General features: G+C 39.8%; 16 protein-coding genes, 1 tRNA gene and 1 pseudogene. 16 read left to right on the top strand and 2 right to left on the bottom strand.

Annotated features, from left to right (window positions below; genetic code table 11):
• Positions 1-276: 276 nt before the first annotated feature.
• The 12 genes from F1644_RS13450 to F1644_RS13505 all read left to right on the top strand — a co-directional run bounded on the left by F1644_RS13450 (position 277) and on the right by F1644_RS13505 (position 20,702).
• Positions 277-660, top strand: a complete 384-nt coding sequence (locus F1644_RS13450; RefSeq protein ID WP_118303104.1) for a S46 family peptidase — start codon at positions 277-279, stop codon at positions 658-660.
• Between the two features lie 289 nt (positions 661-949).
• Positions 950-1,525 (top strand): RNA polymerase sigma-70 factor, encoded by a 576-nt coding sequence (locus tag F1644_RS13455; RefSeq protein ID WP_118303106.1) that lies wholly within the window; start codon positions 950-952, stop codon positions 1,523-1,525.
• Positions 1,526-1,600: 75 nt separating this feature from the next.
• Positions 1,601-2,785 carry a FecR family protein gene (locus F1644_RS13460; protein WP_118303108.1) on the top strand — a complete coding sequence of 395 codons (1,185 nt, stop codon included), beginning with the start codon at positions 1,601-1,603 and terminating at the stop codon, positions 2,783-2,785.
• A 107-nt stretch (positions 2,786-2,892) separates the two neighbouring features.
• Entirely contained in the window at positions 2,893-6,339 is a 3,447-nt protein-coding gene (locus tag F1644_RS13465; protein WP_373291421.1) for a SusC/RagA family TonB-linked outer membrane protein, read from the top strand.
• Positions 6,340-6,351: 12 nt separating this feature from the next.
• Complete coding sequence (locus tag F1644_RS13470; RefSeq protein WP_118303112.1) at positions 6,352-7,887, top strand: RagB/SusD family nutrient uptake outer membrane protein; 1,536 nt, start codon at positions 6,352-6,354, stop codon at positions 7,885-7,887.
• 5 nt (positions 7,888-7,892) lie between these two features.
• Positions 7,893-8,654 carry a DUF4843 domain-containing protein gene (locus tag F1644_RS13475; protein ID WP_158572002.1) on the top strand — a complete coding sequence of 254 codons (762 nt, stop codon included), beginning with the start codon at positions 7,893-7,895 and terminating at the stop codon, positions 8,652-8,654.
• Positions 8,655-8,667: 13 nt separating this feature from the next.
• Positions 8,668-10,296 (top strand): PKD-like family lipoprotein, encoded by a 1,629-nt coding sequence (locus F1644_RS13480; protein ID WP_087419430.1) that lies wholly within the window; start codon positions 8,668-8,670, stop codon positions 10,294-10,296.
• A 116-nt stretch (positions 10,297-10,412) separates the two neighbouring features.
• Entirely contained in the window at positions 10,413-12,737 is a 2,325-nt protein-coding gene (locus tag F1644_RS13485) for a S9 family peptidase (RefSeq protein WP_168044463.1), read from the top strand.
• A gap of 1 nt (position 12,738) precedes the next feature.
• Positions 12,739-15,048: a S9 family peptidase gene (locus F1644_RS13490; protein ID WP_118303116.1), complete on the top strand. Its 2,310-nt coding sequence runs from the start codon at positions 12,739-12,741 to the stop codon at positions 15,046-15,048.
• A 10-nt stretch (positions 15,049-15,058) separates the two neighbouring features.
• Positions 15,059-17,377 carry a S9 family peptidase gene (locus F1644_RS13495; RefSeq protein ID WP_118303118.1) on the top strand — a complete coding sequence of 773 codons (2,319 nt, stop codon included), beginning with the start codon at positions 15,059-15,061 and terminating at the stop codon, positions 17,375-17,377.
• A gap of 185 nt (positions 17,378-17,562) precedes the next feature.
• Entirely contained in the window at positions 17,563-20,253 is a 2,691-nt protein-coding gene (locus tag F1644_RS13500) for a S9 family peptidase (RefSeq protein WP_118303120.1), read from the top strand.
• A 32-nt stretch (positions 20,254-20,285) separates the two neighbouring features.
• Positions 20,286-20,702: a lipocalin family protein gene (locus F1644_RS13505; protein WP_087419435.1), complete on the top strand. Its 417-nt coding sequence runs from the start codon at positions 20,286-20,288 to the stop codon at positions 20,700-20,702.
• A 127-nt stretch (positions 20,703-20,829) separates the two neighbouring features.
• Here F1644_RS13505 and F1644_RS22785 read toward each other — a convergent pair.
• Positions 20,830-21,030, bottom strand: a pseudogene (locus tag F1644_RS22785) (IS256 family transposase); the annotation flags it as partial.
• A 245-nt stretch (positions 21,031-21,275) separates the two neighbouring features.
• Positions 21,276-21,350: transfer RNA gene (locus F1644_RS13515), tRNA-Val, on the bottom strand.
• Positions 21,351-21,631: 281 nt separating this feature from the next.
• Between F1644_RS13515 and F1644_RS13520 the strand changes: the two genes are divergently transcribed.
• The 4 genes from F1644_RS13520 to F1644_RS13535 all read left to right on the top strand — a co-directional run bounded on the left by F1644_RS13520 (position 21,632) and on the right by F1644_RS13535 (position 26,610).
• The gene (locus tag F1644_RS13520; RefSeq protein ID WP_087419436.1) at positions 21,632-22,108 is read left to right on the top strand and encodes a Dps family protein; all 477 of its coding nucleotides are present in this window, start codon (positions 21,632-21,634) and stop codon (positions 22,106-22,108) included.
• A gap of 144 nt (positions 22,109-22,252) precedes the next feature.
• A complete protein-coding gene (locus tag F1644_RS13525; RefSeq protein WP_118303122.1) occupies positions 22,253-24,577 on the top strand; it encodes a PAS domain-containing sensor histidine kinase in 2,325 nt (774 codons plus the stop codon).
• Between the two features lie 206 nt (positions 24,578-24,783).
• Positions 24,784-25,368 (top strand): RNA polymerase sigma factor, encoded by a 585-nt coding sequence (locus F1644_RS13530; protein ID WP_087419438.1) that lies wholly within the window; start codon positions 24,784-24,786, stop codon positions 25,366-25,368.
• A 72-nt stretch (positions 25,369-25,440) separates the two neighbouring features.
• Complete coding sequence (locus tag F1644_RS13535) at positions 25,441-26,610, top strand: FecR domain-containing protein (protein WP_118303124.1); 1,170 nt, start codon at positions 25,441-25,443, stop codon at positions 26,608-26,610.
• Positions 26,611-26,649 lie beyond the last annotated feature (39 nt).

Genomic DNA, 26,649 nt, shown 5'->3' on the forward strand with positions numbered 1-26,649 from the left:
TTCAAAGAACAAAGTAGGAATATATCTGAGGCGAGATGAAATACAAACCTACTTTTCATATTCAATAAATGCAACCAGTTGGGGGTGTCTAACGAGTTTAGGCACCTCTTTTTAATTTACAAAGTTGGTAGAAAATGATTTTTCTCAATTAACCCGTCTAAGGAGATTTTTCAGGGGGTGATTCCGGAAATTGTCTGGTTGTAGGGCGGTTATTAGGCGACGTTTAGGTGCTATCTCCCGATTATCACTACTATTTTAACAGAGCGCTTTAAATCTTTGGATAGTAAAATCGAGGAGAATGTACGAGATAGATTTTCCAAAGAATTGAAGATTATTTTTTTACGAGATTTTGCTGATTTTGTATCAATAAACGATAAATTATTATCGTGTTTTTGTAGAGCGAATTTCATGTCAACGGGGAGCGTGACAGATGAAAATGTTACTTTCGGAGCAGTGAGAGGGTGTGAGATGAATGAATTATCATATCGTTATTACACAACTATGGATGGTATGTATAATAAGTATTTGAATAATCCCAGTGATTCGGAGTACTATCTTCCAAAGAAAATGCGGGATTTGTATCAAAAACAAGATTATGGGCGTTATGGTGATAAAGATGGACGATTGAGAGTTTGTTTCTTGACGGATCACTACTACTAGTGGAAATTCCGGTAGTGCTGTAGTGTAGGTTAAAATAGAAAGTCTGGGTGTGAATTTTAATATTGCACCCAGATTTTCTCTATTTATAGACTTATTTTTTTTATATGGAGAAGACAGTACGAATCATTTTCATAAAAAGTCATATTATCCCAATAAAACGTAATCTATATGATTATGAGTTAAAATTCATGGAGATAAGAATGCTAGGAATTTGTGTTGTGATTGTTATTCTCATTTTTTTCTCTATTTTTGTTACCTCAAGAGAGTTTTTGGGGTAAATGGAATAATCATGTCTGATAGTGATCAAAATAACGATGATAAATTATTTGAATCCATTCGTCAAGGTAATATTGATGCCTACGAAATGCTTTTCAAAAAATATTACTTGTCCATGTGCATGATTGCTCGTCGTATTGTTGAGGATGAGGATGTGGCGAAGGATCTTGTTCAAGAAATATTTATTCGCTTGTGGGAGAAAAGGGAAACTTATGATTTTCGGGAGACGGCAGATATATTTTTATACGTGTCTGTCAGGAACAAATGCTTTGATTATTTGAGGAGCCGGAAAAATTTACCACTTCAGGAAGGATTGAGTGCTGCCGGTAACGAGTACTTTTTTCACGATATTTTAATAGAGGAGGAAACCTACAGGATCGTGATGGAAGCTATTGACACCTTGCCTGCCCAGAGTGGACGAATTATAAAATTAAGTTTGGAAGGAAAACAGAATAAAGAAATTTCCGAAAATTTGGGTATTTCTGTAAATACAGTCAAGTCGTTGAAATATAAGGCAATGGATACTCTTCGTGAGGTTTTAAAGGATTACTTCTATCTTCTTTTGGTGTTTTTAGCGGAAAATAATTAAAAAAAAGCGGGAAGCTCACTCATCCTTTAAGATGAATTTGTCGTTCTATGTATAGAAATGTAATAAAACGTTTGTATGGTAGAGTGTCCTAAAGATTATAAAATATCCCGTTTAATAGCTAAAAAGTTAATGGGAGTTATCCTGCCCGAGGATGAGGAAAAACTGAATGCTTGGCTGGAGGAGGATGCAAGAAATAAGGATTTATATCGGCGCATTCTTGAGGTAGAAAATTTTTCTACCAGGGATATGTATGCGAAGCGTTTAGATGTAGAACATACATGGGATGCCTTGAAAGAACAATTAGCCGGACAAAGAAAGCGTAGATCTTTATTCTCTTCTTGGCAGATTGGTGTGGCAGCTTCTGTGATATTGCTTGTAGGAATAGGATTGTACTGGGGTTTCAATAAAAAGCCGAAGGTGAAACAAGTAGAGGTGGCGGCTCATGTGGAGATGGGGGGAGCTAAAGCTATTTTAGTGACTTCCCGGGGGGATGAGATTGTTCTGCAGGATAGTTCTGTACAGTTGATCACGTTGGGAGGGGGAATGGTTGCCAAGAACGATGGAGTTCAAGTGTCTTACAAGGAGAATGAAGGTGCAGGGAAAGAAGATGTGTTAGAATACAATACGATTCGAGTACCTCGGGGTGGGGAGTATAAATTGTTTTTGTCCGATAACACGGAGGTCTTTCTGAATTCTGATTCAGAAATTCGTTTCCCGGTGAAATTTGGTAAGGGGAAACGTGATGTCTTTTTACGAGGAGAAGCTTTTTTCGTAGTTACTAAAGATGCTTCACGTCCTTTTGTTGTGAATGCAAACGATAAGATGTCGGTGGAAGTTTTGGGAACACAATTTAATTTGCAGGCTTATCCGGATGATGCTTTCGTGGAAACGACTTTGAACGAGGGAGCAGTACGGGTATTTAATGGCAAGCAGGGTGTAAGACTTCGTCCGGATGAGCAAGCTGTTTATGATGAGGGAAAATTCACCGTTCGTAAAGTTGATGCCAGTAGTTATTCTGCATGGAAAGAGGGGAGATTCATGTTGTTGAATCATTCGCTGGAGAATATCATGACCCGTTTGGCGCGTTGGTACAATATTGATATATTTTGGGAGAATCCGGAAGTGAAAGAGTATCATTTTTCTGGAGAGTTGGCCCGGTATGAGGATTTCACGGAGATATTGAGAATGTTGGAGTTGGCAACCCGGGTACATTTCGAGGTAAAGGATCGGACGGTATTCGTGCGTAAAATTGAAGAATGATGAATTTAAATAAAAAAGAGCAGAAAACATTGGCACTATTTTCTGCTCGTGAGTGAGTCTAAATAACGATTAAAAACAGAATTATTAATCATTAAGCATGTAAAAGTATGAAAAAAAACGGAATCGAAGTCTTTGAAGGAGTTCAAAGATTAAAAAAGATGCGATTTATTTTAAAACGCAGCCTTCTTTTTCTGTTTGTGTCAGTCTTTTTTTTACAGGCCGAGGCGGCCTCTCAAGTGGTAAGATTGACGTTAAATTTGAAAGATGTTACTATTGACGAGGCTATCACGGACATGAGTCAGAAGACAGGGTATCGTTTTTTGTATCAGATGGAGGAGGTATTGAAGTATGGGAGACGTGATGTGAACGTGAAGGATGCGACTTTGGACGAAGTATTGAAAGTTTTGTTTAAAGATACACGTTTATCCTACGTGATTCAGAATGATGTGATTATCATTACTCAAATGAAAGACGAGAAAAAACAAGAACAATCCCGCCAAATTAAAGGTAAGGTAATTGACACGAAGGGAATGCCGTTACCGGGAGTTACCATATTAATCAAGGGAACTAAATTGGGCGTGATAACGGATATAGACGGAAAGTTTAAAATTGAGATCCCGAAGCTGGATAGTACAATTCTGGTATTTTCGTTTATTGGAATGGAAACTGTTTATCACCAATTGAGTAATGATCGAAAAAATGATGAAAAAGAGCTGGTGATCACGATGAAGGATGACGTGAAAGAGATGGACGAGGTGGTCGTGACAGGGTATAGCAATATCAGAAAGGAAAGTTTTACCGGTAGTTCTATTTCCGTGAAACGGGAGGATTTATTGAAGGCTTCTGCCACGAACGTGATTCAAGCTCTATCGACGTTTGATCCGTCATTCCGTATACAACAAAACAATAAATGGGGATCGGATCCGAATGCTATCCCTGAAATATATATACGCGGACGTTCCGGTATCGGGGTGAAAGAATTGGATAAAGATGCGTTATCCAAATCTTCTTTGAAGAATAACCCGAATCTTCCTGTTTTTATCATGGACGGTTTCGAGGTGAGCGTGCAGAAAGTGTATGATATGGACCCGATGAGGATTGAAAATATCCAGATATTGAAAGATGCTTCAGCCACGGCGATGTATGGTTCCCGGGCTGCCAATGGGGTTGTAGTGATTACTACTGTCGCTCCGAAACCGGGAGAAGTGACTATTTCGTACAGTCTGACAGGTTCGGTTTCTATGCCTGATCTTTCGGATTATAATTTGGCTGATGCAAAAGAGAAATTGGAAATAGAGCAAAAAGCCGGGATTTACACTCCGCAATATTATATGACTTGGAAACAGGCTTTGGATGCTTATAACGAGCGGCTATTGCGTGTAAAGGAAGGAGTGAACACGGACTGGCTATCTATTCCTTTACGTAATGCCGTTAATCATAAGCATAGTTTTTCGATAGAGGGGGGTAATGCGGATCTGCGTTATGGCCTTGATCTTTCTTATAACAAGAATAATGGTGTGATGAAAGATTCTTACCGAGATGTCATGAACGTGGGGTTTCACGTGGATTATCGACTTAAGAATTTGCAGGTAGTGAATTATATCGAGTATAATTATACCAAGGCTCAAGAATCTCCTTATGGTGATTTCTCCGATTATGCTCATTTGCAACCTTACGATCGTCCTTATGACAAGAATGGGACGTTGATTTCAGGAGAATTGGAATTTTCAAAAAGAACTCATACTGATTATCGTGTAAATAATCCTTTGTATGAAGCTCGTTTAAATAATTTTGAATACGAGAAAGGGGATGTGTTTATCGACCGATTGATGGCTCAATGGTTCCTCACGAATTATTTGCATTTAAAAGGTCAGATTGCCATAACGAAAGAATTTACTAAAAAAGAACGTTTTATTGATCCTCTTTCTTCCAACACGACGGCGAAAATTCAGAAAGAAAAAGAATTGGAGGGGGATCTCTATTTGACGAAGGGAGAATCCACGAATTGGGACGCTCAAGTGGGTGTATATGTATCAAAATCATTTGGTGCGCACGCTCTAAATGCTTCAGCGGTAGTTAATGCTACATCTCGTGAATCTGAAAGTACTTCTAGTCATTACCGGGGATTTCCTTCCGGGGAGTATCATTCTCCTAATTATGCAGCGGAGATCAAGGATAAACCCTCAAAATCTCAGAGTACTAGTCGACTGGCCGGTTTTTTGTTTTTAGCGAATTATACTTGGAATGACATTTATTTGGCAGATGTGTCCGTGCGTTTTGACGGTTCATCCGAGTTCGGTCTGGATCAAAAGTGGGCTCCATTCTGGTCGTTTGGAGCGGGAGTCAATTTGCATAACTATGCTTTTTTGCATGGTAGTAAGGTGATCAATCGCATGAAATTTCGAGCTTCTTACGGGCAAACCGGTAAGGTGAATTTTCCGTCTTATAGTGCCAGAACGGTTTATCGGACGTTTGATCGTTGGTATATTGCCGGGTTTGGGGTTGGTTTGAAGGCATTGGGGAATAGAGATCTTAAGTGGGAGACAACGAATAAATTGAATGTCGGTACGGATATGGAATTTTGGAATAGCCGGATTTCTTTGATTTTTGATTACTATTACAATAAAACGGTAGATTTGATCACGGATGTAACTTTGCCGGGATCTGCCGGTTTCTCTTCTTACAAGAGTAATTTGGGTGAAACGTTGAACAAGGGATTCGATATCCAGTTTCGTTTTGATGTAATGAAAAATAAGGATTGGAATGTTGCCTTATGGGGTAATCTGAATCATAATAGAAATGAAATTCTGAAAATTTCAGATGCGTTGAAAGCTTATAATTCTCAAGTAGATGATTATTATGAACTTGCGGAAGAGGATCAAACATTAAATTCGTCATGGGTTAAGGCCAATAAAACATACTCGGATTTTATCAAACCGATCATGAAATACGAGGAAGGAGCTTCGTTAACAGCAATCTATGGCGTGCGTTCATTGGGAATTGATCCCTCAAACGGTAAAGAATTATATCTCTATCGCAATGGGCAGGCCAGTCACAAATGGAAAGCAACTGAAGAAATCGTGCTTGGGGATTCGGAGCCTGAGGCCAGTGGATCTTTTGGTTTAAATGTTACTTACAAGAATTTCTCGTTGTTTGCTTCTTTTGGTTATGAATGGGGAAAACAGACGTACAATGAGACCTTGATCATGAATGTCGAGAATGCGGATATTCAAGGAAGTAATGTTGATAAGCGCGTGCTGACACAGCGTTGGGAAAAACCGGGCGATATCGCTCCCCTGAAGGATATAAAAGACATGAACAGTGTTACCTTGCCTACTTCCCGATTCGTGCAGGACGAGAATGTTTTGTCTCTGGATGCATTGACATTGAGCTATGATTTTGATCCGCTATGGCTTCGGAAAATATACTTGAAGACACTGCGCTTGGAAGTAAGTACGAGCGAGTTGTTCCGTTTGTCTTCCATCAAGCAGGAGCGAGGAACGAGCTATCCATTCGCCAGAACGGTGAACTTTTCTTTACGTGCAACTTTTTAGTAAGTCAAGAATATGAGAAATAAATTATTGTATTTAATTTTTGTTTTACCGTTCTTTATGTCATCATGTAATGAATGGTTGAATGTGGAACCGGAAGATGAGATTAGTGAAGAGAAGTTGTTTTCCACGGGTACAGGTTTCCGGCATGCTTTAAATGGTGTTTACTTTACCATGGAGTCAAGGAATTTATACGGAAAACATTTGACTTGGGGAATCGTGGATGCATTGGGGCAGGTGTATAATTATGGAAAAGCCGCTGGTGTAAACGAGATGCAGTTTGGTGCCGATGAATATGCATGGGACCATTATGCCTTTAAACCTGTGCTATCTTCCATTTGGACAGAGGCTTATAATGTAGTGGCCAATTGTAATAATATAATACAACAGATAGAACATGCCGATCCCGAAATATTTAGTTGGAAAGAAAAGGAGAAAGCTATGATCTGGGGTGAGGCCTTGGCATTGCGGGCATTTATACAATTCGATATGCTGCGTTTATTTGCTCCGGCTCCCTCTACGAATCCGGGTGACCGTAAGTTTATCCCTTATGTAAATACTTACCCGTCCTATATTTCTAATCCCCAAACGGTGAATGAGTGTTTGGAATTGATTGCCAAGGATCTGATCGATGCAAAGCAATTATTATGGAAATTCGATACAGCGAAATCCTTTAGTCGGTCGGACAATTTTGAGACTGCAGGATCTGGTGAGACTATGTTTTTAATACGTCGGGGATTTCATCTTAATTACTGGGCGACTACCGCTTTGTTAGCCCGTGTGTATCTGTATGCGCAGAAAGAAGAAGAGGCTCTGAAACAGGCAGAGGAGGTGATGACTTTTGCTGCCCAAAAAGGAGCCTTTGCTTTAGCAGATAGATTTTATTACGGAGATCGGAAGTGTTATTCCGACGTGATATTCGGGTTACATGTTATTGATCTGTTGGATTATAATAAGGAGATCAATACTATGGAAAATAAAAAAAATGCCAAGTATTTATCAATCTTGGAAGTAGAAAAGAATTATTTTGGTAAAGATCTGACAACTTCCAAAGGGGATAACGGGACTATAATGACAAGCAATGATTATCGTTTCAAGTATTGGATCGAAGATATGGACAATGAACATAGCTATTATCGATTTATGAAATACGATGCATCGACTTCAGGAGCAACGGCTGGGGTAATAGAGGTTTCTGAGCATATCGTACCTTTTATTCGGATGAGTGAGGTGTACTATATTGCTGCAGAGATATTGTGTAAGCGGGGAGCGGAAGGATTGACGAAGGCTAAATCTTACTTATCGTATATAAAAGGGCAACGTGGATTGAAAAAGACGGATGTGACCGTACAAGAAATTACGAATGCCCAATCTGATGAATTTATGGATTTGTTGATTAATGATATGCGTCGGGAATGGATAGGAGAAGGACAGACGTATTTTCTTTATAAACGTTTGAATAAGAATATTCCGAAGGAAAACGGAGGTTTTGTTGTTGCTTCTGAGAATGTATTTGTGGTACCACTTCCGGATGTTGAAACTAATTTGTGATGATTATGAAAAAAAATATATTGTTTTTATTTGCATGGATGTGCATGTTGGTTGCTTGTAGTGAGAAAGGAATCATGGAATATTCCGATAATACACTTTATGTATATTTTGCTACAGATGCAACGAAAGATAGTACAACGTATTCATTTAAAGCTTACCCTAGTGGAGAGATTCACGTGAAGATACCGATGAAATGCGACGGTGTTTGGGCGAGAGAGGATCAAGAATACACGGTGTCTGCAGACGAAAATTTTACTACGCTACCTTCCGATTTATATATATTGCCGGAGAAATGTGTTTTTCCGGCAGGGCAATTGCAGGACACGATTGAAATCGTGTTGTTGGATGGTGATATACTGAAAGAGAAAACGTGTCGGTTGATGTTGAAAGTGGACGAAACGGAATTTGTGAAAGAGGGAGAGGTTAATTACAGTCGTGCCATATTCTTGGTTTCTTCGAAGTTAGTTCGTCCTGTTTGGTGGACCGTGTGGGATGGCGGTTACGGTGGACCGGAGAATTTTTATAACATTGCGGAACAGATTTATTTAGGTGAATATTCGGAAACAAAATACACGATGTTTTTGGAGGAATTAGCAAAGGATGGGGTGGAGTTTGACGGCCAAAATAAATTGGTGTTGAAAAAGTATTCCTTACGATTGAAACGTCGAGTAGAGGAATTTAATAATGATCCCGAGAATATCGCTAATGGCAAAGTTCCATTAAAAGACGAGAATGGTAATAAAATAGTTATTCCCGCAGTTGGGTAAAAATGGATAGAGTATGAAAAAAAGTTTGATATATATTTTTATTCTGTTGTCAGTCATGGCTTGCTTGGATGATAAGAGCAACTATGACTACAAGGATTTGAATGACTTTGAAAATTGGGATCGTAATGGAGTAAGTAATGTCGCTGGTAGTTACACGTTATATCCCGGTGAAGAGATATTGCTTGAGCCGAAGGTTCGATTTTCTATTGATACTTTAAATCCAGATGCATCGTATGCTTGGTATTTGGGTGAAGAAGAGGAAATGACCTTATTGTCAGATCAGTTAAACTATACTTATAAGGCAGATCAGATCGGGAAATTTACTTTGTTGTTTTGTGCTACTGATAATAAAACGAATGTTACATTTACGAAAGAGCTTACCGTAAGTGTGGTTGCTTCATGGAAAAACGGTTGGATGATATTGTCTAGGTCTGCCGGTAATGAATCCCAGTTATCCATGATCCTGTCAAAAAAGCAGAGTATAAGCGAGATTGTTGATGGTAAGGAAGTATCCCGAGATACTGTTGTTTATGTGGGAGAAAATATAAATGTGGTACCGAGTTTGGGGCGGGGGCCTCGTAAGTTGGTTGAGAATTTCATCTATCCGACAGCAATCGGGATGCAGGTTGAAGATGAGGTCATGGTGTTGCAGGAAAGCGGACCGGTGGAGTTGGACGGAAATGAATTGACCCCGGTGGGATATGCAAGAAATGAATTTTTTGATGGGATTCCGGATCGTTTTGATCCAGTGGATGCCGTGTTGACATTTGACGGGAAGTGGCTTCTGAATTCTGATAATTACATTTATATGGCTAATCTTTCCGTTGCGATTGATCTGCATTCAGGATTCTATTTGAAAGATCCGTCGTTAAATGGGAAAAAGGTGAAGACGTTATTGCCATATTATAAAGGTGAAGATAATTATCTGATTGTTGGTATCGACGAAAATAATACGTATTTCGGGATAGTGAATGATGGAGAATGTATTTATAATACAACCGATTATGTGATAGGTCCCTTGAATAATGTGGGAGCTTGTGCGGAGTTTAGGGAGGATTACGAGAATGATCTTTTAAAAGAGGTAAAAGGAGATTTTATTTTTCATGCTTGGGCTAACGAGGCAAATTATTATACTCCGCCAGCCTATTTTTCAATTCTTGATCAAGATGGTGTGTATTTATGGCATTATTATGAATTGGATTATCGGGAGGAAAATGATAAATTCCGTTTGATGGAGGAAGGTAGTGAATCTGGTCAAATACCTGCTTCTATCATGGTTGATTATAAATGTATGGCTCTATTCCCTTGGCATGAATGGTTGCTTGTGGCTTCCAGTGATCGCTTACACTTTTATGATTATTGGGAAAATAGAATAATTAATTTGTCTTCTTTTCCGCACTTCAATTCGGAAATTGTAGGTCTTGCCGTGAAGGATTATGATTCATACTATGGTACGGTGAATGCTCATTTGGCGGTAGCATTGAAATCCGGGGAGGTTTATGTTTTTGAAGTAAAGTATGATAGCGAACTAGAGGTAATGGAATTAGTGGAGTTGTATCATAAAGACGGCTTCGGGGAGATTGTAGATATCGAATATAAGTTTGGTCAAGGAAATAAGCCGGGCGCATCTAGTATGTATTAAGCATGTTGTTTTAGTCGATAGAATTTCAAAGGGAGCTATGCTCCCTTTGAGTTCTCTTTTGTTGTTTGTAAAAGCGGGTGTGTTGCTAGTTAATCGTATGTAAATCATTTAATTGTATGAATAAGATATTGGTTTTGTTGTCATTATTATTGTTTACTTTTGGGGGAGAAGCTCAGCAGAAAGCAAATTATAAATTGGCAGAAAAGTTACGGAATGTTTCATTTGGTAGTTTAATCGGGAAGTATAGTATGAGCGTGTTTCCCAAACAGATTAACGATACGGATAAGTTCTGGTTCGAGTTCACCACGGAAGAGGGAAAGAATTTCTATTTTGTCGATCCGGCAAAAGGGGAGAAACGTTTGCTTTTTAATAATACGGATATTGCACAGGGGGTTAGTCTGATTACCCGGAAAGGCTATAATGAGAAGGATTTGAGAATCTCCAATATGGAATTTTCCAAAGATTTGACCAAAATGACCTTTTCTATGGATGGTCGTTATGAATTTGACTTTAAGACAAAGAAAGTACAGGCCTTGGAGAAAAAAGATCATTCAGAGGAGGATGACGAAGTGATTTATTCTTGGATGACCTTTTCCCCGGATCGGAAATATATATTGTACGCGAAAGGTCATAACTTGTATATACGGGGTAATAAAGCTAAAGGCGTGGATACCACGGAAGTTCAGTTAACAACTGACGGGGAAAAATATTATTCCTTTGCCCGGGATCCGGAAGATGATCAAAAAGATGAAGCGGAAACAAATGCTCGTTGGTTTAAGGATTCCAGACATATTTACGTGGTACGTGAAGATAGCCGAAAGTTGAAAGATATGTTTGTTATTAATTCTTTGACTAAGCGTCCGACGTTGGAAACGTATCGGTATGAGATGCCGGGAGAGAAGGATTTATGCCAGTACGAATTATGGATTATTGATATCGAGAAAAAAACTGCCAATCGGGTTTCGGCTGATAAATGGACAGATCAGTATATTCAGGTTCTCCAACCCGGAGAAAAAGGAGACAAGCTTTTCTTTCAGCGTTTTAAACGTACATGGGATGAAGTTGATATTTGCGTGGTAAACACGGAGACATTGGAGGTGAAGGAGTTGATTCACGAGGTAGACAAACCTTACCGGGATTATCATATGCAGAATACGGTAATATTGAACGACGGGAAAGATATTTTGTTCCGTTCGGAGCGCACGGGCTGGGGACATTATTATCATTATGACGGGGAAGGACGTCTGAAGAATGTTATAACTTCAGGACCTTGGGTGGCCGGACAGGTGGCTGCTATCGACACCGTGGGACGTGCTATTTATTTGTATGGTTTCGGACGGGAGAAGGGGGTTGATCCTTACTATTATATGCTTTATAAGGCAAGTATCGATAAAGAAGGGGTTACCTTGCTGACACCGGAGAATGCTCAACATGGGGCTTCATTCTTATCTTCTAAACGTTATTTTGTGGATACTTATTCACGGGTGGATATGGAACCGAAAATTGTTTTGAAGAATAATCAGGGAAAGGTGATCATGGAATTGGCAAAACCCGATACCCGACGTTTGAAGGAATTGGGATGGAGAGCCCCCGAACGTTTTACCGTGAAGGCAGCTGACGGTTTGACGGATATATATGGGATTATGTGGAAACCTGCTGATTTTGACCCGAACAAGAAATACCCGATTATTTCTTCCGTGTATCCCGGTCCGTTTTTCGAGTACGTGAACACTTCTTTCCGTGTGGATGATAGTTATAACATGAGGCTGGCTCAACTCGGTTTTATCGTGGTATCTATGGGACATCGGGGAGGAAGCCCGATGCGGGGTAAATTCTATCATCGTTACGGGTATGGAAAATTACGGGATTATCCTTTGGCAGACGATAAGTATGCCATCGAACAGTTAGCTGATCGATATGCTTATATTGATCTTTCCAAGGTGGGTATTTTCGGTCATTCCGGGGGTGGATTCATGTCAACTGCGGCACTCTGTACGTATCCGGATTTCTACACGGCAGCCGTGTCTTCCGCGGGAAATCATGATAATAATATTTTTAACCGGGGATGGTCTGAAATATATCACGGGGTGAAGGAAGCGGTCAAGACAGTGAAAGGGAAAGACGGGCAGGATAGTACGGTGTACACCTATTCATGTAAGGTCCCGACGAATATGGAATTGGCAAAACGTCTGAAAGGACATTTGTTGTTGGTGACAGGAGATATGGATAAAAATGTGCATCCTGCCAATACATTGCGTATGGTGGATGCTTTGATTAAGGCAAAGAAGAATTTCGAAATGATCGTGTTGCCGGGTAACGGGCATGGTTTCGGGGGAAAGGCAGATGCTTTCTTTGAGCGTAAATTGTGGTATCATTTTGCGAAATATTTGTTAGGGGACGAGAGTACGATGGAAGATGTGGAATTGCAAATAGAGAATTAAGATGAACAAGATAATAATATGCGTGGTGTTGATTGTCTGTTCCTTGTTGGCGAACGGACAACAAAAGGCAAATTATAAGTTGGCGGAACGATATAAGAAACATGAAATCGTGGGAATTTCAGGTAATAGTATGGCGATCCATCCTGAATTTATCAATAATTCCGATCGTTTTTGGTATTCTTTCTCGGATAGTAACGGGAAAAGATATTATTACGTGGACCCGGCGAAGAAACTAAAACGATTGTTGTTTGATAACGACGATTTATTGGCCCAGATAAGTAGAGAAACTCGTAAGGCATACAATTCAAAGGATTTATCCTTACATTCTATCGAGTTCGATAAGAAGGAACGTTCATTTACTTTTGAGTTTGATGAGGCGAAGTATCAATACACGATCAAAACCGGGAAAGTGGAAAAGATTGATTCCTTGAAACCATGGTCTGGTTGGGCTTCGTGGATGAAGTATTCTCCGGATAGTTTATATATTTTGTATTGTAAAAATCACAATTTGTACGTGATGGGCAACAAGAATAAGGGACAGGATTCCACGGAAGTACAATTAACTTTTGATGCAGAAAAGAATTTTACTTTTGCTAAAGAGATGGATGAATCCGATGAAGAAGTGGAAGCTGTTGCTGAATGGTTTAAAGATTCAAAGAAAATCTATGCGGTGAGAGAGGATGCTCGAAAGGTGAAAGACTTGTATCTGATTAATAGCCTGTCACAACCTCGTCCCACGTTGAAAACTTACAAGTATGATATGCCGGGCGATAAGGAAATATCGCAGAGTGAGTTGTTGGTGATAGACCTGGAAACGAAGAAGATTACCAAGTTTAATATTGACAGATGGCAGGATCAGTATTTTGAAGTGCTGTATGCAAGTAAAGATTCGGAAAGAATTTATTTTGAACGGACAAACCGGGCGTATAATGAAAAAGAACTATGTGTTGTAAACGTGCTTACCGGGGAAGTAAAGGTGTTGGTTCATGAGGTTGACAAGCCGTTTATGGATTTTAAGATGGTGAGTATCTCCTTCCTAAACGATGGTAAGGATATCGTGTACCGCTCTGAACGTAGCGGCTGGGGACATTATTATTTATATGACGGGGAGGGGAATTTGAAAAATGAAATCACTTCCGGGGATTGGGTGGCCGGTCCGATATGCGAGATTGACACGGTGGGACGTGCACTCTATTTTTACGCCTTGGGTAAGGATGAGAATATAGATCCGTATTACTATACATTGTGCAGAGCCAGTTTGGATAAACCGAATTCTGTCGAGCAACTGACATTTGATAATGTAACTCATACTGTGGATTGGTCTAAAACGTTTAATTATTTTATTGATACTTATCAACGGGTAGATTTGGAACCTCACGTAGTTCTGCGTAACAAGCATGGGAAAAAGATCATGGATTTGGAGAAGGCCGATATTTCCCGAATGCAAGAGATGGGGTGGAAAGCTCCGGAACGTTTTAAAGTAAAAGCGGCAGATGGCGTTACGGATTTGTACGGCGTGATGTGGAAGCCATTTGATTTTGATTCCACGAAACATTATCCCATAATATCTTCCGTTTATCCGGGTCCTTTTTACGAGTATGTGCCAACTCAGTTTGATTTTATTCATGGTCGTAATACTCAATTGGCACAACTTGGATTCATTGTTATTGCCGTAGGACACCGGGGAGGTTCACCAATGCGGGGAAAATATTACCATACCTATGGTTTTGGAAACTTGCGAGATTATCCTTTGGCGGATGATAAATATGCTATCGAGCAATTGGCCGATCGCTATTCTTATATTGATGCTACGCGAGTGGGGATTTTTGGACATTCGGGAGGTGGTTTTATGTCGACGGCAGCCATCTGCACGTATCCTGACTTTTATAAAGCAGCTGTTGCAGCTGCCGGTAATCATGATAACTACATTTATAATAAATGGTTTACCGAAACACATAATGGTGCGACAGAGGAAAAGAAGGTGATCAAGGATAGCGTGAATGGAGATCGTACGGAGTACACGTATAAGTTCCGGGTGAATACCAATATTGATTTGGCAAAGAATTATAAAGGCGGTTTGTTGCTTGTCACAGGTGATATGGATGACAATGTACATCCGGCGCATACTTACCGTATGGCAGATGCTTTGATAAAAGCTGGGAAGAATTTCGATATGTTGGTTTTGCCGGGACAGGATCATGGATTTTCCGGGGCCGCAGAGCTATTCTTTGAACGGAAGTTGTGGGCTCATTTTGCAAAATATTTGTTGGGAGATTCTTCTGCGGATTACAAAAGTTCAATTGGAAATTAGGACATAGAAAATGAATAGGATAATTATTTTATTGGGATTCATCGCCTTTCATGTTACGAGTTTTGCACAACAAAAGGCAAATTACGAATTGGCGGAACGTATGCGGGAAATTACGCAAGCTCCGATCTCAAAGAATACATTGCTTATAAGACCAACTTTTATAAAAGGGAGTGATTGTTTTTACTACTCTTTTCAAACAGAAGAAGGGAAGAAATATTATTGGGTGGATCCGAAACGGAAAGAGAAGAGGTTGTTGTTCGATAATGCTGAGCTGGTGTCTAAGGTGAGTGAGATGACGAGAAAGCCTTACAATCATAGAAATTTTGACATCGAGGTGAAGTTCTTGGATGAGGAAACGTTTAAATTTTATCTTGATCGTCAGGATTATACTTATAATATTCGGACGAAAGAGTTGAAGCTTTGGAAAGCAAAAAAACAATTTACGTCAGATCCTTATTGGATGTATTATTCTGCGGATAGTGCTTATATGTTGTTTGCCAAACGTCATAATTTGTATTTGGTGGGTAATCCGGCGAAAGGTAGGGATACGACAGAAGTGCAGCTTACGTTTGATGGCGAGAAGAATTATTCATTGAACCGGGAAGACGAAGGGGAATTGGATGGGCGTTTCCTTTGTGAAGCTAAGTGGTTTAAAAGGGGGAATAAATTTTATGCCTTGCGAGAGGATTCTCGTAAAGTGAACGATATGTGGGTGGTGGATGTACTTGCAGAACCTCGTCCTAAGCTGGAGACCTATAAATACGAGATGGCAGGTGATAAACATGTTATTCAATATAGCCTGATTATCGGGGATGCCGATACACGGCAAGTGCGGGAGATTGATATTAATCGCTGGCCGGATCAATATGTAGATGTTGTTTATAGCAGTAATGACGGGAAACGTCTTTATCTTCAGAGGTATAAGCGCACGTGGGATGAAGCAGATATTTGTATGGTGAACGTGGAGACCGGGGAGGTAAAATCGCTTATCCATGAGAAAAATAAACCTTATTTGGATTATCAGATGAGGAGTATTACTTTCTTGAATGACGGAAATGAGATATTATTCCGTTCGGAACGTAGTGGTTGGGGGCACTATTATTTGTACGACAAGGATGGAAATTTGAAAAATCAGGTTACCTCGGGAGCTTGGGTTGCTAGTCCTTTGCTACAAGTGGATACGGTTCGCCGTCAGATATATTTCTATGCGTATGGACGGAAGGAGGGGGTGGATCCTTATTACTATATCTTGTATCGGGCAGATTTGGATAAGGAGAATGCATTGACTTGTTTAACTCCGGAAAATGCGACTCATAATATAACGTTATCTCCTTCTTGCGATTATTACGTGGATGGATATTCACGGGTGGATATGGAACCGAAAAACGTTGTTCGAAATCGGAAAGGGAAAATTATCATGACGCTGGAGGACCCGGATTTGGATCGCTTGTACGAGATGGGATGGCGGGCTCCGGAGCGTTTTTCGGTGAAAGCTACTGATGGGGTTACCGATTTGTACGGGGTGATGTGGAAACCTGCGGATTTTGATTCTACAAAATTGTATCCGATTATTTCCTGCGTGTATCCCGGACCATTTTTCGAGTATGTCCCGACACGTTTTACCATCAATGACGAGTTGAATACCCGATTGGCACAACTTGGTTTTATTGTTATCACCGTGGGACACCGGGGATGTTCTCCCATGCGAGGCAAATATTATCATACTTTCGGGTATGGCAATCAACGGGATTATCCTTTGGCTGACGATAAGTACGTGATAGAGCAGTTGGCTGATCGTTATTCTTTTATTAACCGGAAGAAAGTTGGTATTTATGGTCACTCCGGGGGAGGTTTTATGGCAGCTGCAGCCATTTGTACGTATCCTGATTTTTATTCGGCAGCTGTTGCGTCTGCTGGTAATCATGATAATAACATGTATAATAAAGGATGGGTCGAGATTCATTATGGCGTGCAGGAACGTAAAAAAATGGTGAAAGATTCTCTTGGTAATGAGCATGAGGAAATTACATATTACACGTCCAGCAAAACAAATATGGATTTGGCTAAGAATTATAAAGGAGGTTTGTTGCTTGTGACAGGAGATATGGATAATACGGTTCATCCTGCACATACGATGAAAATGGCAGATGCCCTTATTAAAGCGGGAAAGGATTTTGATATGCTGGTATTACCCGGTAATAGACATGGATACCGGGGTATGGCGGAATATTTTTATGAACGGAAATTATGGCATCATTTTGCCCGGTTTCTTTTAGGGGATTCGTCTGCCGATTATCAGACAGATTTGGATTATTTTATGAAGAGATAAATTCGTATTGTATATTTAAATGTAAAACACAAGATATTTTATTGTGAGGCTAAAATTTAGTCATTGTTTTCATGAGCTTTTTGCTCGTGCAGGAAGTTTTTGCTCCTTCTTCTATGGCAATAATCTGGAAAAGGGAAAAACATGAATCGGTCAAGGAGTTAATAATCTTTTTAATGAAATAGTATATGATGAAATTTGTAATAATTTTTTTGTTGGTATTCTCCGGTAATGTAGGATGGTCTCAAAAAAGAGCTTTGGATACAGCGGCATATAAGTTATGGCGAAGGGTAGATGCTCCTAATATTTCGGAAGATGGGAAATGGGTGACTTATCATTTCGTACATATTGACTCAAAATATGATACATTACCTCGGGTGACTTATCTGTATAACCCGGAAAAAAATATCAAGGTGGAACTGCAACACGTGGTTAGACCTTCATTTTTCGCAAACGGGAAATGGTTGCGCTATACGGTAACGGCTCCAGAGGCGGATTCCTGTGCTTGCGATTCGACCTTTTTGTTGCGTTTGCGGGATATGAAAAAGATATATTGGGACCGGGAATATGATTTTAACGAATATAATACTTCGGAGTTGATCACGTATTCTTACCCGATAGATAAAAAATTCCCGAAATACAGGCGATTTGTCATTAGGAATATTGGGAACTGCGACTCTATCGTGATGGATAGTGTGGAAAATTGCACGCTGTTGAGGGGGCATAAAGCAATGGTTTATATCAAAAATCATGGAGAGTACAAATCTTTGTGCTATCGTCCCTTGAAAGGAAAATCCGTTGTTATTTTTTCTGATAAGAAACTTTTATTAAAAGATTATTCATTAGCACATGATCAATTGGGAGGAACGTTCACGGTGGCCTCGGATACATCAAAAATGAATAATCCCGATCTTTTTTATTCTTTTTCTATCCCTAAGGGAGAGTGTCGGCTTTTGGTGGATTGGGATGATGTGCAATTCCCGAAAAATTATGTTTGGCGAAGTAGGGCTTATCGTTTATCCAATGACGGAAAGCGTGTTATCTTGGATGGGGATACGATTTTGCCGGTACCGGAGAAAAAACGGGAAAAAAAAGATACTCGTTTCGAGCTAGAATTATGGACTTGGAATGATGAGATTTCATCTTTGCAGCAAAGAGAAGGAAATTATAGGTCCAGTAACGTGAGACTCGCCTATAATTTGGATACAAAAATTTGTTGCCGGGTGACGAGTCAGAATATGGAAAAATTGATTTTGCCGGAAGGAAATAAGTACGACTATGCTTTTGCATTGGACAAAACTCCTTACAGACGTTTTTCGGACTGGAAAAATGATATTAATGCGGATATTTATCTGATTGACCTAAATACGGGAAAAACTATTCTCTTTGAGCGAAATTCCTACACGGAACCGGAATGGAGTCCGAACGGTAAATATGCATTATGGTATAATGCTTTGGAAAAAGTCTGGTATAAAATTGATCCGAGGACCTGTCAACGGGTAGATCTCTCGAAAGAGATAGGCTATCCTGTCCACAATGAATTACATGATTTGCCGAAACCAGCGGAAGCATACGGCATTGCGGGATGGTCGAAAGATGGTAATCGGGTTGTGCTGTATGACCGCTATGATATGTGGGTAATAGATTTGGCGGGGGAAAAGCCTGTTTATTCGTTGACAGGCGGTTATGGAAGGGCTACAAATCGGCAATTCCGTTGGTTAAAAGATGATTATGGGGATAAAATTATTGATTTCGAAAATGGATTTCTGATGACTTCCGTGAATTTAGAAAATCGGGATGAAGGAATTTATCACTTCCAGTCTAATGGGAAATTGAAAAAATTGATGGAAGGTCCTTATTCAGTCACGGTGAATCAAAAATCAGAAAATCAGAAATACTGTATATTTACTCGGCAGGGGTACACGGAATTTCGGGATTTGTGGTGGAGTGATTTGGCATTTACTCGCCCGGTAAAGATAACAAATACTAATCCGCAACAGGAGAATTATTTTTGGGGATCGGTGAAGTTGGTCGAATGGACAAACTTCGAAGGAAAAAGAAATCGGGGACTACTATATTTGCCGGAGGATTACGACCCATCGAAACGTTATCCGGTTATCGTGAATTTTTACGAAACACACACGGAGACTTTGCATAACTATATCGTACCGTTTTGGTGTAGTGGTATGCTTAACGTGATTTCTTACGTGAGCAATGGTTATGTGGTATTCATGCCGGATATCCATTTTACAGTGGGCGCTCCGGGTGAGAGTAGCTATAATGCTGTCGTTAGTGGCACTGAAATGCTTATTGACCGGGGAATAGCTGATAAGGATAGAATCGGGATACAAGGGCATAGTTGGTCCGGTTATCAAGTGGCTTACTTGGTGACTCGTACAAATATGTTTGCCTGTGCCAGTCCGGGGGCAGCCGTGTCCAGCATGGTTTCTGCCTATACAGGAATTCGTACGGGAAGCGGGATGCCTCGAATGTTCATGTATGAGGAAACGCAAAGCCGTTTGGGTAAATCTTTGTGGGAGGACAAAGAAATGTATCTTCGTCACTCGCCCATTTTGAATGCGGATAAGATACAGACTCCATTATTGATTTTTCATTGTGACGGGGATGAGGCTGTCCCCTATGCTGAAGGATTGAATTTATTCCTTGCCATGCGACGTTTACAGAAGCCTGCTTGGTTGCTAAATTATAAGGGAGAACGCCATTTCTTATTCAACAAAGCTGCAGAGGTGGATTGGACAATTCGTTTACAACAATTCTTTGATCATTATTTAAAAGGAGATCCCGAACCCCGATGGATGAGGGAAGGGATTCACGCTAACGAGCGTGGAATAGATCAAAAGTATGATTTGGTAAAATGATTTTTGAAATAGTAATTTTAATTTAGAATAGTATGAAAAATTTGTTTTGTATAGGTTTAATCTTGTTATGTTTAGCTTGTGGCAGTGATCCGCAAAAAGAGATGGAAAAGAAAATTGTTGGGGAATGGTGTAATCCTTATACTTACGAGTCGACAGGAGAGCTGAAAGGTTTTCATTTCAAAAAAGGGGGAGTATGTGAAGCGATTAATATTCCTTCGTTGGATCTGAAAACATGGAGTATTCAAGATGGTTATTTATTGATAAAAGGTTTTAGCCTTGAGGAAGATGGGAAAAAAGAGGTTTACGAGACGAAGGAAAAGATCGATCTTTTAAGTCCCGATACGTTGAGTCTCGTGGCACGTGAATCCAATCCTCGCCTTATCTTTCTTTATTTGAATACGAAGATTATTAAAGAACGAGTTGCTGTAGATACGATGTCTTGGGAATAGTATTTCTTGTATTAACAATAGAAAAGAAGTTCAAAATGTTGTACCCTTGAAAAGTTCGTGTTCGACTTTTGGGGGTACAATCCCTCTCGTGGAGTCGTATAGAAACGTGGGAGAAATTACACCCGGTTTGGAGTTCGAAGACCTTACCGTCATGACATACTCGACGACCACGAAAACCGTTACTCACGTCACCACGTGTCTCGTTATGAAGATCACGTTCCGATAACATTAAACTCTCTAAACCTTGTTTGACCAAGCCTTGTAAACCTAGTTCACCGTTTGTGATTTCGGAAATTATTTCCGAGATTTGTTCACGTGTAAATTCCATAATAATTCATTTTTGAAAATTGCATTACAAAAATAATCAATTCGGAATTTACACACTTTTTGAAACACTATCAAGAGTAACCTCATTCTAGCAAAAAATGCCGGGGTTACTTTTAAGTTACTTTCTCCACGTGCAAATGGGCATTATTCAGTCAAAAATTGGCGGGGATAAAAGAAAAAAGTCTTGTAAACCCGATGATTTACAAGACTTTGGCATTTTTTTGTCGCCTTTTGGCGTTTGTTCCGTGGGCGCTGAGGGATTCGAACCCCCGACCCTCTGGGTGTAAACCAGATGCTCTGAACCAGCTGAGCTAAGCGCCCGTGTTGCTTGATTGCGGATGCAAATGTAGTGCAATTTTTGAACTCTGCAAAGGATTGACAGATTTTTTTCGAAAAAAATGAAGTTACTGGTAAATTTGAAGACGAAGAGATATTTTTTTTAATGAAATTGTGGTATTTTGGAATTGTAATATGCTGTAAATCATCGTTTATAAATTTATCAAATCTATTTATAAAAACAATCAATTTGATTTATATTATTATATATTCTATATTTGTATCAGAAAAATAAGGAGAATAGTAATAAATAAAAATCAAATAATATGAAAACACTAAATTTAATCGGATTAGACAAAGAGAAATCAAAAGAGTTAGTAAACCATTTGAATGATTTGTTGGCAAATTACCAAATATTTTACCAGAATTTGAGAGGATTCCACTGGAACGTGAAAGGAAGTAACTTCTTCGAGTTACATGCTAAGTTTGAAGAGTACTATAATGATGCTATCGAGAAGGTGGACGAGATTGCTGAACGCGTGCTTACGTTGGAGGGTACCCCGTTACATTCGTATTCCGCTTACATGAAACAGGCTGAGATTAAAGAGGTAACGGGGGTTTCCGACGGGAATCGTTGTGTGAAGGAGATTGTGGGGAATTTGGGGATATTGATCAGGAAAGAACGTGAAATATTGGCTTTGGCCGCAGAAATCGGTGATGATGGAACTCAAGATATGATTAATCCTTACATTTCCGAGCAAGAAAAGAATTTATGGATGCTACGTGCATATTTAAGTGAATAAGTTTAAGTTTTAATTTGTACCTAGGGAGCCGTGCTGTTATCAGCACGGTTTTTTTATTTCGGCTATAGCCCGATGAAGGGATTGTTTGGTGATTTATTATTGTTATATTTGCGATATATTGCGTAAAAATTAAATCATATTGTCATGTGGGGATATATTATTGCCGGAGTAGTGATTCTAGGAAACCTTGTGTTCTTTTTTTCTCGTAGGAGAAAAATCTCTATTCCACGAGAGAATATGGAAAATATTATGGCAGAAAAGGTTATTGCCTCTGTCCCCGACATGATTTTCATGGTAGATAACCAGTTTAATATACAAAAAATTTATAATGCGGATCCTGTGAAACTTTCTTTACCGGTGGAGGCATTGATTGGTCGGAATTTGAAGGATTGTGTTGATCCCCCGTTTGTCGACATCGTGATATCCAATTTGCGGGAAGCGTTGATTTCGGATAAAGTGTACGAGGTGGAGTATACCGTGTCGGTTCATGGTAAGATAACCTATTACGAGGGGCGGTTCAAGCGTGTACAGGAAAATTTGGTGGCTTGTTTTGAACGGGATATTACGGGACGAAAAAAGAACGAGGTCGCGATAAAACAGAATCAGCGATTGTTGAATGCGGTGCTGGACAATATGCCAATGCCTCTGATCATAAAGGATATAGATGATGATTTGAAGTATGTTTTCTGGAATAAGCAGTGTGAGTTACAAGGTGGATACTCTCGGGAAGAAATTATTGGTAAGACTGATATAGAGGTATATGGAAAGGAACGAGGCGAGCATTACCGGGATGTTGATTTTAAAATTATTGAAGAAGGAAATTCTTATCAAGTGCAAGAAGTGTACGAGACTCCTGACGGCGGGAGACACGTTTCTATCGTGAATAAAAATGTGGTATCCAATGATGTGCATCATTGGTTGCTGGCTACTCGCTGGGATATAACAGATCTTATTCGTATACAAGAGCAACTTCAAGAGGTGAATCAGCAATTGCGGATGGCTTTCTCGGTTACGAACACGGTTCCGATGGTTTGGGACTTGGAAGAAGACTTAATCCGGTTTAAATATCCTGAATTTAAGGTTGGAAATAAAGGTTTTTGTAAAGAACGGGATGGTCAGTCCTCGTTAGAGGCTGTCGGTAATATGCATCCGGATGACCGGGAAGTCATGTCTCAGCTTTTTGCTGATATAAAGGCCGGGAAGATAGATAATTTGCATCGGGAGATTCGTTATGATGTTTTGGGGCTATATGAAGATTACTATGATTTGTATTTGACGGTTGAGAAAAAGGATATTATAGGAAAGCCTCTGCGGGTTGTTGGGACGTTACGAAATATAACCGAGAGTAAGCTATACGAGAAAACCTTGATGGAAGCGAAACAAAATGTGGAGAAGATTCAGGAGATCAACCAGCTTATTCTTGATCATTCAAATAATGGATTAGTATATCTTCATCCAGATTACATGATCGAGTGGGAGAACTTGGCCCAGTATTCCGAGCATCCGTTAGCCGGTAGGTATAAAGCCGGGTTGTGTTGCTACAAAAGTGTAATGCATCGGGATGCTCCTTGTCCGGGTTGTGTGATGCAGAAGGCGTTGGAGACGGGAAAACGGGAAATGAAGGAAGTTACTTTTGATGACGGGTTTACGGTGGAGATCACGGCCACGCCTGTTTATGATATAAAGAACGAGAGGCAGATTCGGGGAGTTGTGTTGAAATACGAGGATGTTTCCGAACGCACCCGGGTTGCTAATGAATGGAAACGGGCGAAGGAAGCGGCAGAGATGTCCGATCGATTGAAGTCAATGTTCCTCTCTAACATGAGTCATGAGATTCGTACTCCGTTGAATGCCATCGTGGGATTCAGTGAATTACTGGTTAACACGGATGATCCGAAGGATAAAGAGGAGTACATGGCTATTATTAATCGAAATAATGAGTTACTGTTACAGTTGATTAGTGATATTCTGGATTTGTCAAAGATTGAGGCGGGAACGTTGGAATTTATTTATGATATGGTCGATATAAACGAGATGCTGCGGGGATTGGAAATGAGTTATCGCCAGAAGATTGCGAAACATCCCGGTATTGATATTTCTTTCACTTCCCATGTGAATGAATGTGTTGTTTACACGGAAAAGAACCGGGTGATGCAGGTGATTTCGAATTTTCTGAATAACGCACTTAAATTTACCAGCGAGGGACACATCCATTTTGGTTATGAAGAGCAAGCGAATGGATTGCGTTTCTTTGTTTCAGACACGGGAAAAGGGATTCCGTCAGAAAAGCAGGCTGAAATCTTTAAACGTTTTGTCAAATTGGATAGTTTTACCAACGGAACGGGGTTGGGGTTGGCTATTTGCCAAACAATTGTCCGTAAGCTGGGGGGTGAGATCGGGGTTCTTTCCGAGGAAGGCAAAGGAAGTACTTTCTGGTTTACTTTACCTGTTAGGCCGGGAAACAGTTAATAGCGACGTTCCCAAAATATCCTACGTGCTTTCTCTGCGTGATCGTTTTTCTCTTTTATCCCGCATATAAATAAAAATTATCAGAGACAAAAGTGAGGTTAAAAAGGAAGTTTTGTTTTAGATTTTATTATTTTTGAAAAATCAATTTAATGGATGCGATAGGTGGTTTTTAAGTAGGGAGTATTTTGTATTGTTAAGCTAATACGATGGAAAATAGTCAGAAATATTATGAAATAGAAATATTGACTAGAGAGCTAAAAGAAGGAAAAGAAGCTGCCTTTGATTACCTTTTCAGAACTCGCTACAAAAACCTGTGTCGTTTTGCAGCCACGTTTGTCGTGCAGTTTGACGTGGCGGAAGACATTGTGCAGGAAGTTTTTGAAAAGATCTGGAAAAAAAGTACTCAGATAGACGAGAGGGAGTCTATTGATAGTTATTTGTTTGTTGCCGTGCGTAATGCTTGTTTTACATTTTTGAAGAATAAACGGGAACGTGTTGATCTGGAGGATGTGAAACAAAATTTAAAGGTTTCGGAAGAAGTCGTAGAATTTGAAACGCCGGAATTGAACCGTTTGTGGGGAGAGATTGAGAATTTACCTTTGCAATGTAAAGTTGTTTTTAAACTGGTGATTCTGGAAGATATGAAATACAAGGACGTGGCTGACTCGTTAGGAATTTCGGTCAACACGGTAAAAACACAAATGAAAATCGCTTACAAGACCTTGCGGGAAAAATTGAAACAGGAACAATTCTCTTTATTACTATTTCTTTTTGGGATAAAAGAAGATTAAAATCTTTTTTTCCAAAAAAATCTGTTTTTTCTTCACCCTGTTTTTCATTTTTGAAGTACTCTATGTAAAAATATGAAGATGAAAATAGATGATCGAATATATGAGTTGATTTCCGGGAAGTTGGATGATCGCTTGTCACCAATGGAGAATGCCGAGCTTTCAAGTTGGTTGGCGGAAGATGTGGGACATGAGGAAGTGTATGCCGAGATAAAGAAAATACGTGATCAGGTAAAACTTTTACATCGGGATTTTGCTCCTGATACGGAGAATGTATTAAAACGAGTGAAGCGGGGAAGAGGAAGGCAAATAGGTTTCCGTTATTGGTGGAAATATGCAGCTCTCTTTATTTTGCCGTTAGGAGTGGTTTTGGTTTTGTGGCAGGGAATGAAGAATGAACCGGTGGAGGAACATCGTCAATTTAGTGCAGTTTCTCGTCCGGGGGGAGAACGGGCAATATTGAAATTGTATGATGGAAAAACGGTTATGCTGGATAGTACGATGAAGAGTTCATTGATCGCTCACGAGGCAAGTGTCCGGATAGAGATGGATTCTAATCATCTGTTACGCTATTCTTCATGTGATTCTATTGGGATTACCGATGCCAATAAAAATAATGAATTAATTATTCCTAAGGGTGGAGAGTACCAAGTTGTGTTAGCCGATGGGACAAAGGTTTGGTTGAATTCGGCGTCACGATTAATATATCCTCAATCTTTCATGGGAAAAGAGAGACGGGTTGTTTTGTCCGGGGAGGCTTTTTTTGATGTGGCACATGATGCAGAAAGACCTTTTATCGTGGAAACATCCCGGATGAACGTGAAAGTGTTGGGTACTCGTTTTAACGTGAATGATTACGATGATAATGAGGAGGTTTCGACCACGCTGGTAAATGGTAGCGTGGAAATTGTTTCAGGTGATCAGCAAGTGTTTCGACTGGTTCCGGGGGAACAGGCTTATGGGAAAGAAAACAAGTTAGAGAAACGGGAAGTCAATGTTCGTCTTTACACGTCTTGGATCGATGGGAAGTTCTTGTTTAATAACACAGAACTGGAAGAGATTGCCCAGCAGATTTCCCGCTGGTATGACGTGGAAATATTCTTTAGTAGTGAAAACGTGAAAAAGGTGCGGTTCACGGGGGCGATCGTGAAGTTTAAACCTCTGGATGATTTGGTTCGGATGATCGAGAGTACAAGTCAAGTCCGGTTTAGCGTGAAAGGGAAAACAATTGTAATTTCAGAATAAATTAAAAATACCGGAAAAGTATAGCGACTTCCCCGGCAT

The organism is Butyricimonas paravirosa (assembly GCF_032878955.1).
Classification (GTDB): Bacteria; Bacteroidota; Bacteroidia; order Bacteroidales; family Marinifilaceae; genus Butyricimonas; species Butyricimonas paravirosa.

Excerpts from the sequence above, each read along its gene's own strand:
- F1644_RS13470 (WP_118303112.1), top strand. The coding sequence starts at position 6,352 with ATGAGAAATAAATTATTGTATTTAATTTTTGTTTTACCGTTCTTTATG.
- F1644_RS13520 (WP_087419436.1), top strand. The coding sequence starts at position 21,632 with ATGAAAACACTAAATTTAATCGGATTAGACAAAGAGAAATCAAAAGAG.
- F1644_RS13535 (WP_118303124.1), top strand. The coding sequence starts at position 25,441 with ATGAAGATGAAAATAGATGATCGAATATATGAGTTGATTTCCGGGAAG.
- F1644_RS13505 (WP_087419435.1), top strand. The coding sequence starts at position 20,286 with ATGAAAAATTTGTTTTGTATAGGTTTAATCTTGTTATGTTTAGCTTGT.
- F1644_RS13485 (WP_168044463.1), top strand. The coding sequence starts at position 10,413 with ATGAATAAGATATTGGTTTTGTTGTCATTATTATTGTTTACTTTTGGG.
- F1644_RS13465 (WP_373291421.1), top strand. The coding sequence starts at position 2,893 with ATGAAAAAAAACGGAATCGAAGTCTTTGAAGGAGTTCAAAGATTAAAA.
- F1644_RS13460 (WP_118303108.1), top strand. The coding sequence starts at position 1,601 with ATGGTAGAGTGTCCTAAAGATTATAAAATATCCCGTTTAATAGCTAAA.
- F1644_RS13475 (WP_158572002.1), top strand. The coding sequence starts at position 7,893 with ATGAAAAAAAATATATTGTTTTTATTTGCATGGATGTGCATGTTGGTT.
- F1644_RS13500 (WP_118303120.1), top strand. The coding sequence starts at position 17,563 with ATGATGAAATTTGTAATAATTTTTTTGTTGGTATTCTCCGGTAATGTA.
- F1644_RS13455 (WP_118303106.1), top strand. The coding sequence starts at position 950 with ATGTCTGATAGTGATCAAAATAACGATGATAAATTATTTGAATCCATT.
- F1644_RS13495 (WP_118303118.1), top strand. The coding sequence starts at position 15,059 with ATGAATAGGATAATTATTTTATTGGGATTCATCGCCTTTCATGTTACG.
- F1644_RS13490 (WP_118303116.1), top strand. The coding sequence starts at position 12,739 with ATGAACAAGATAATAATATGCGTGGTGTTGATTGTCTGTTCCTTGTTG.
- F1644_RS13480 (WP_087419430.1), top strand. The coding sequence starts at position 8,668 with ATGAAAAAAAGTTTGATATATATTTTTATTCTGTTGTCAGTCATGGCT.
- F1644_RS13525 (WP_118303122.1), top strand. The coding sequence starts at position 22,253 with ATGTGGGGATATATTATTGCCGGAGTAGTGATTCTAGGAAACCTTGTG.
- F1644_RS13530 (WP_087419438.1), top strand. The coding sequence starts at position 24,784 with ATGGAAAATAGTCAGAAATATTATGAAATAGAAATATTGACTAGAGAG.